Genomic DNA, 6,064 nt, shown 5'->3' with positions numbered 1-6,064 from the left:
AACGATCAATACATCGAAAATATCGGAAGTGATCTTCCGGAATGGTTCGGGATCCTGCCCCCAACCTGAGAAAAAAATAAGCAAAGCCTCACTGCCCTGCTGCCTCATCCATTGCGTTTCCATGTGGGCAAATTACCAAAAATTTCCCGTTTGGCCGCAGTGGGTTTCCGCTACTTATGACTTTTGGAGAATATCAATAAAGGAGGTTAAATCTTCTTTCCGGATGTCTGCTGTCAGGGAGATTCTCAACCTGGAACTGCCTTTTGGAACTGATGGCGGACGGATGGGAAATACCAGAAATCCACCGTCCTGAAGGGCCTTTGCTGTACGGACAGTAAGTTCGTTTTCTCCCAAAATCAAGGGTAAAATATTACTTTCACTCTCTACCTTGAATCCGCTATCTGATAGTGACTTCTGGCTATGGACTGAAAGGTCTTTTAGATGATCTCTCTTGGCTTTACTCCTCAGTATTTCACCGAAGACATATTGGGTCCAGGCGATGTTGATCGGGGGTAAGGCTGTGGTGAAAATCAAAGGCCTCATCTTATTGATCAGGTACTCCTGCAGTACTTCATCCATCATGGTAAAGCAACCTATGGAAGCCATTCCTTTCCCCAAAGGACAGCTGATGATGTCGACGCTGTCTATTACATTTTGCTCTTCGCAAATCCCGAGTCCGTGTTCACCCCGAGTTCCGATCGCATGGGCTTCGTCAATGTAGAGCAGGCAGTCGAACTCTTCTTTCAGCGCACAGAGTTGTTGCAGGTCGGCCACATCTCCGTCCATACTAAAGATGGTTTCGGTGATGATGATGACCTGCCGGTATTTGCTTCGGTTCTTTTCCAGGAAGGAACGAAGATGCTCGTAGTTGAGGTGTTTGTAACGAAGTAAATCCGCATCACACAAACGGGCACCATCGATGATACTGGCATGGTTCAGCTTGTCGGAAAGTATGAGGTCACCTTTTCCGATAAGCGCCGGCAGTATACCTAGATTAGCGTGGTAGCCGGAGTTGAACATCAGTGCTCCGCTTTTCTGATAGTGGTAGCAAAGCGTGCGCTCCAGTTCCTGATAAGCGGGATGATTACCGGTAAGCAATCTGGAAGAGGTCGCACTCAAACCGAACTGATCGAACAGGCTGTCTTCCGTGATTTGGGTATAGAAGTTCCGCAGGTGTTGCGGATCATGCGCGATCCCCAGATAATCATTGGAAGAAAGGTTGAGCATACGCTGTCCTTCGAAGTTGACCCACGGTCCGCCCAGTGGTTCTACATGCTTCAGACTTCGATAGCTGTCCTGTTCTTGTAGTAGGTTGAGTTGTGTTTGCCAGTGCTTATACATCATCTTTTTAATCAGAGTGTTGAAATTACAGATTTCATCCCATGAATCAACTGTTTTAACTCCTGATCAGAGATGATAAATGGCGGCATGATATAGATAAGTTTACCGAATGGACGTACCCAGATTCCCTGCTCCACGAATTGTTTTTGAATGGAAGCCATATCGACCGCTGCTTTCATTTCCACGACTCCTACCGCACCAATTACCCGGGTGTCGGCAACTTGTTCCCAATCTTTAAGCGGGAGAATTTCTGCAGCTAAAACCTGATGGATGGATTCCACCTGCTGCTCCCAGTTGTTTTCAAGGAGTAATTTCAAACTGGCTACAGCTACTGCACAAGCCAATGGATTACCCATAAAAGTAGGACCGTGCATGAAGACGTGCGGACTGTTGGAAGAGATGATTTCCGCAACATGATCGGTGGTCATGGTGGCTGACAAAGTCATATATCCGCCGGTGATGGCTTTTCCCACACAAAGAATATCCGGTACTACATTGGCGTGTTCCATCGCGAAGAGTTTACCGGTGCGTCCGAAGCCGGTGGCAATTTCATCGAAAATCAACAGGACATTGAACTCGTCACAAAGTGCGCGGAGTTCGGTCAGGTATTGCGGATGATAAGCCCACATCCCTCCCGCTCCCTGCAGTACAGGTTCGAGGATAACGGCAGCGATTTCCTCATGATATTGCTCCAACTGCTCGCGCATACTTTGAATATCCGACGGATCCCATTCCCCGTCAAAGCGGCTTTTGGGTTGGTCGGCGAAGTGGTGAATCGGGAGGACTCCGGAGAAGATATGATGCATACCATTAACCGGATCACAAGCCGACATGGCATGGAAGGTATCACCATGGTAGCCGGACCGGATGGTAAGCATCTTATTCTTTTTCGTATTGCCCTGGCTGTACCAGTATTGAATTGCCATCTTCAGCGCCACTTCCACAGCAACAGATCCGGAGTCCGCCAGGAATACTTTCTGCAGTGGTTTTGGAGTGAGTTCTACTAAAAGCTGTCCGAGTTCAACGGCTGACTGGTGAGTAATTCCTCCAAACATCACATGGGACATCTTTTGAGTCTGCGCAGTTATCGCCTCATTCAACACCGGGTGATTATAACCATGAACAGCACACCACCAGGAAGACATTCCGTCAATCAGTTCTTTTCCATTCGCAAGTTTGAGTTTACATCCATGAGCAGATTCCACCGGATAAACCGGCAGCGGGTCAATCATGGAAGTATAGGGATGCCAAAGGTGGTTTTTATCAAAGTCTAAAAGTGCTTTCGTATCCATAGTTTAAAAATCAAGATGGGATGATCGGGGCGAATTTAGAGGTCAAAAAGTAAGCGGAAAAGGGATCCGCTTATTTTGAAAGCTTTTCCTGTTCCAGCTTCACCCAGCTTCCTAAAGTCTCCAGTATCTGGTTGCGGTCAAAGTCCGGCATCGAGGCTGATTTTTGATAGACTTGTTTTATCTTCTGTAACAACTCTTCCTGGAGCTGGTGAACTTCCGGAACAGCTGGTTGGTTGGTTTTGCCTGAAATCGTGAACCGATCGACAATGCTTTTCACCTCCTGGAGGTTTTCAATCGGAGTCCTGATCTGACTGGCATGTTGTGCGATGGTTTTCAGATTTCCTTTGCTGATCTTAATATTTCCTTCCAGCAAATCATCTTTCATTTGCTTGCTCAAAAGGTTTACACCACGGTAGAAAACAGCGTGATTCCGAATGGTACGATCACTTAAATTATTCTGCTTCCCAATTTCTTTAGAGGAAGTATTTGCTGGATTTTCCTTTAAAAGAGGAAAATTTTTCCTCTTTTCTGAGTCCAATTTTTCTTTTCTGCCACGAGGGAGTTTTTCCCGCTCATACTTCATTCCAATCAGGTAAGCACGCTTCTCATCGGTCAGGTTTCTTCTTCCTAATTGTGTGTCAATCATCCAATCCTTTACTGACTCAATATCCTCAAAATGAATGATATTGATTTCTATTGGGAGGTTATTCCTCTTAAGTATAGCGTATCGGTTATGCCCATCTACGATGATTTGTTTGCCTTCATGCTTCCATACGGAGATAGGTTCCCGAAGCCCTTCTTTCAGGATGCTTTCTTCTAAAAGTTCAATTTCCTCCTGATTTGGACGAGGAATCAACAAGTCCAGTTCCGGAAGAATATCCAGGGTGATTTCTGTATCTATACCCGCAATAACTCTGGCGGTTTGCTTTCTCTTCTGTATCTCTTGCTGACTTCCTTTAAAGTCAATGGTTCTTCTAGCCATAGATGATTTCTTTAGCGAGTTTTTGGTAATCGCTTGTGCTGTGATGTTTCGGGAAGCAATCGAAGATAGTCAGGCCTTCTTCAGAAGCTTCTTTGTAATGTTTGAAATGACGTATAACGGTTTTGAAAATCGGAAGCCCGCTGTCCCGGAGGTTTTCTTCTGATCGCTTACTGACTTTCAGTCTTTCGGAATCTGTGATGACGACCCCTAATAATTCCAGGGATGGATTCACCATTTTCAATTCATCAATCGTCTCAATCGCCAATGGAATTCCCTTCAAAGACAAACGTGTGGGAGCAGATACAATAATCGCTTCAGTGGAAGCATTCAATGCATTCTGGGTAAAGTATTCCAAAGATGGCGGGCAGTCAATCAGGATGAAATCATACTGGTCCTTAATCGGATCCAGAGCAGCTTTTAAACGGATATATTGTGTAGCGCTTCCGGAAAATTTACGGGGAACCTGTGCCAGGTCGATATCTCCCGGAACCAGATCGAAGTGATCATAGATGGAAATGACCGGAAGAGCCTGATCATCCAGTAGTGCATGTGAAATATTACTGTCTTCATGTTCTATCCCCAGGTGATCGGTCGCATTGGCTTGCGGATCAAAATCAACAATTAAGACTTTCTTGTCCATCAGTGAAAGTGCTCTGCCTAAATGAACCGTTGTGGTGGTTTTACCCACTCCGCCTTTGTGGTTCAGGAAAGAGATAATGCGGCAGCGCTTTCCGTCTGTCGGGTAACCGTATTCCTGTTGAAGGACCGGAAGTAAAAGCTCAGCATGTTTATCCGTCAGGACGCGTTCACCTCTCAGGATTTTACCCAATACACTTACAGGAAGTCCGGCCTGCTTTTCAATAGCGGAGAGGTTAAGCAGCTTTTGTTTTTGTCTTAGAAAATTGGTGATCTGTGATTTCATGACTGAATGAGATGGCATATAGTCTTGAAAATAGGACGAATTTAGCTTTTAAACTAGCCCTATTTGGATAATTTAGGTCTGATAAATAAGATTTAATTCTACCTCAGTTGCATTATGTTAAATAAACAATCAAACAACGCTCCTTTAAAAGAAGAGCCGCTTTACTTACTTTCAGTATTCTCAACCTCTCTCCGAAGCCAGCTCACGCTCCTGGAATCTCACAGACAAGGATAATGCTTCGGGTTTAATATCAAGAAGAACACCCCACCAAAGGAGCCACTCATACAAAAATCACATTATGTTAAATAGTATTAATAAAAGAAAACCGGTCTTGAAAAACCGGTCAGCTGATTTATATTATAATTAGATCTAATGCTCGAATTGGCAGTAGAAAAAAAAAGCCCAACCAAAAGATTGAGCTTAGAATAACAAACTGGCGGCGACCTACTCTCCCACATGTGATTGCAGTACCATCGGCGCTAAGGGGCTTAACTTCTCTGTTCGGAATGGGAAGAGGTGTTCACCCTCGCAATAACCACCATTAGTTTCTTCAATATTTTTTAGATTCTTTAAGACAGTATTGAGGAGCATTCCACTAAGGAATTGATCTTTCGATCGGTGTTAATCATCTCAAGCTGATTAACCATAGCTATGGGTCTTTGCTTTTATGGGGCAAAGCCCATACGAGAAAGTGTTCGGGCAATTAGTACTACTCAGCTATGACATCTCTGCCTTTACACTTGTAGCCTATCAACGTCATCGTCTATAACAACCCTTAAAGGAAATCTCATCTTGGAGCGAGTTTCGCGCTTAGATGCTTTCAGCGCTTATCTCATCCATACGTAGCTACTCAGCAATGCACCTGGCGGCACAACTGATACACCAGCGGTATGTCCATCCCGGTCCTCTCGTACTAAGGACAGGTCTCCTCAAATTTCCAACGCCCACCACAGATAGGGACCGAACTGTCTCACGACGTTCTGAACCCAGCTCGCGTGCCACTTTAATGGGCGAACAGCCCAACCCTTGGGACCTTCTCCAGCCCCAGGATGTGACGAGCCGACATCGAGGTGCCAAACCTCCCCGTCGATGTGAGCTCTTGGGGAGATCAGCCTGTTATCCCCAGAGTACCTTTTATCCTTTGAGCGATGGCCCTTCCATGCGGAACCACCGGATCACTATACCCAACTTTCGTTCCTGCTCGGCTTGTAGGCCTCACAGTCAAGCACCCTTATGCTATTACACTCTGCGCACGGTTACCAAGCGTGCTGAGGGTACCTTTGGGAGCCTCCGTTACTCTTTTGGAGGCGACCACCCCAGTCAAACTACCCGCCATACAATGTCTCCTTTTGGGATTAGGCATCAGATAACCGAAGGGCGGTATTTCACCAATGACTAACCTACGCCTAGCGACGCAGGATCACAGTCTCCCGCCTATCCTACACATCAGTTACCCAATGTCAATGTAAAGCTGTAGTAAAGGTTCATGGGGTCTTTCCGTCCCGTGGCGGGTAAGCGGCATCTTCA

Annotated in this window: 4 protein-coding genes and 2 rRNA genes (1 of these 6 only partly in view); all 6 read right to left on the bottom strand. The window is 45.7% G+C overall.

Annotated features, from left to right (window positions below; all coding sequences use genetic code 11):
• Positions 1-174: 174 nt before the first annotated feature.
• A complete protein-coding gene (locus NG22_RS17280; protein WP_082305150.1) occupies positions 175-1,344 on the bottom strand; it encodes an 8-amino-7-oxononanoate synthase in 1,170 nt (389 codons plus the stop codon).
• Between the two features lie 8 nt (positions 1,345-1,352).
• Positions 1,353-2,633, bottom strand: coding sequence for an adenosylmethionine--8-amino-7-oxononanoate transaminase (gene bioA, locus NG22_RS17275; protein ID WP_053407015.1), 1,281 nt, complete (start codon positions 2,631-2,633; stop codon positions 1,353-1,355).
• A gap of 70 nt (positions 2,634-2,703) precedes the next feature.
• Complete coding sequence (locus NG22_RS17270; protein WP_053407014.1) at positions 2,704-3,615, bottom strand: ParB N-terminal domain-containing protein; 912 nt, start codon at positions 3,613-3,615, stop codon at positions 2,704-2,706.
• The gene (locus tag NG22_RS17265; RefSeq protein WP_053407013.1) at positions 3,608-4,537 is read right to left on the bottom strand and encodes a ParA family protein; all 930 of its coding nucleotides are present in this window, start codon (positions 4,535-4,537) and stop codon (positions 3,608-3,610) included. Before NG22_RS17265 ends, NG22_RS17270 begins: the two co-directional genes overlap by 8 nt.
• 431 nt (positions 4,538-4,968) lie before the next feature.
• Positions 4,969-5,080: ribosomal RNA gene (gene rrf / locus NG22_RS17260) — 5S ribosomal RNA — on the bottom strand.
• 140 nt (positions 5,081-5,220) lie between these two features.
• A 23S ribosomal RNA gene (locus NG22_RS17255) occupies positions 5,221-6,064 on the bottom strand (it continues 2,030 nt past the right edge of the window).

The sequence above is a fragment of the Persicobacter sp. CCB-QB2 genome (assembly GCF_001274635.1).
GTDB lineage: Bacteria > Bacteroidota > Bacteroidia > Cytophagales > Cyclobacteriaceae > Persicobacter > Persicobacter diffluens.
This window is presented reverse-complemented; position numbering and strand designations above follow the sequence as displayed.